The organism is Rhizobium ecuadorense (genome assembly GCF_001187535.1).
In the GTDB taxonomy this organism is placed as follows: Bacteria; Pseudomonadota; Alphaproteobacteria; order Rhizobiales; family Rhizobiaceae; genus Rhizobium; species Rhizobium ecuadorense.
This window is the reverse complement of the sequence record NZ_LFIO01001221.1, coordinates 1-352: the sequence shown is the minus strand read 5'-3', so window position 1 is coordinate 352 and position 352 is coordinate 1. Positions and strand designations below refer to the sequence as shown.

At 61.9% G+C, this 352-nt stretch carries 1 protein-coding gene; it reads left to right on the top strand.

Annotated features, from left to right (window positions below; all coding sequences use genetic code 11):
* On the top strand, positions 1-181 hold a 181-nt coding region (locus AF337_RS40875), incomplete at its 5' end, for a hypothetical protein (protein WP_152971189.1).
* Positions 182-352: the final 171 nt, after the last annotated feature.

Here is a 352-nt window from a genome sequence, read left to right as displayed (position 1 = left end):
GTTCATGAAGATGCGCCCCGACTATCTGCCCAACATCGTGGCCGAGAACCGGAAGAGAAACCTGTCGCCGAAGGACAGCATGCGCATGATCGCAGCGCTTCGGCGGGCTGGACTGCCGGTGCCGAGCGCGACGGATATCGAAACCGAGTTCCGGGTCTCCGACGCCTCATACGGCCCGTGAAGGCCGTACGCTACAGTAACATACGTTTCTTCTTCCTGCTCGTTCGGTCATCTTCCGACGCATGAGGTGGCCTCAGCGTGGCTCGCCGCCAGCCCACGGATCGGATGGAGACAAAGCAAATGGCCAACACCGCATCGACTCGGACCTACGCGGTGAGGAGGTCCCCGACGC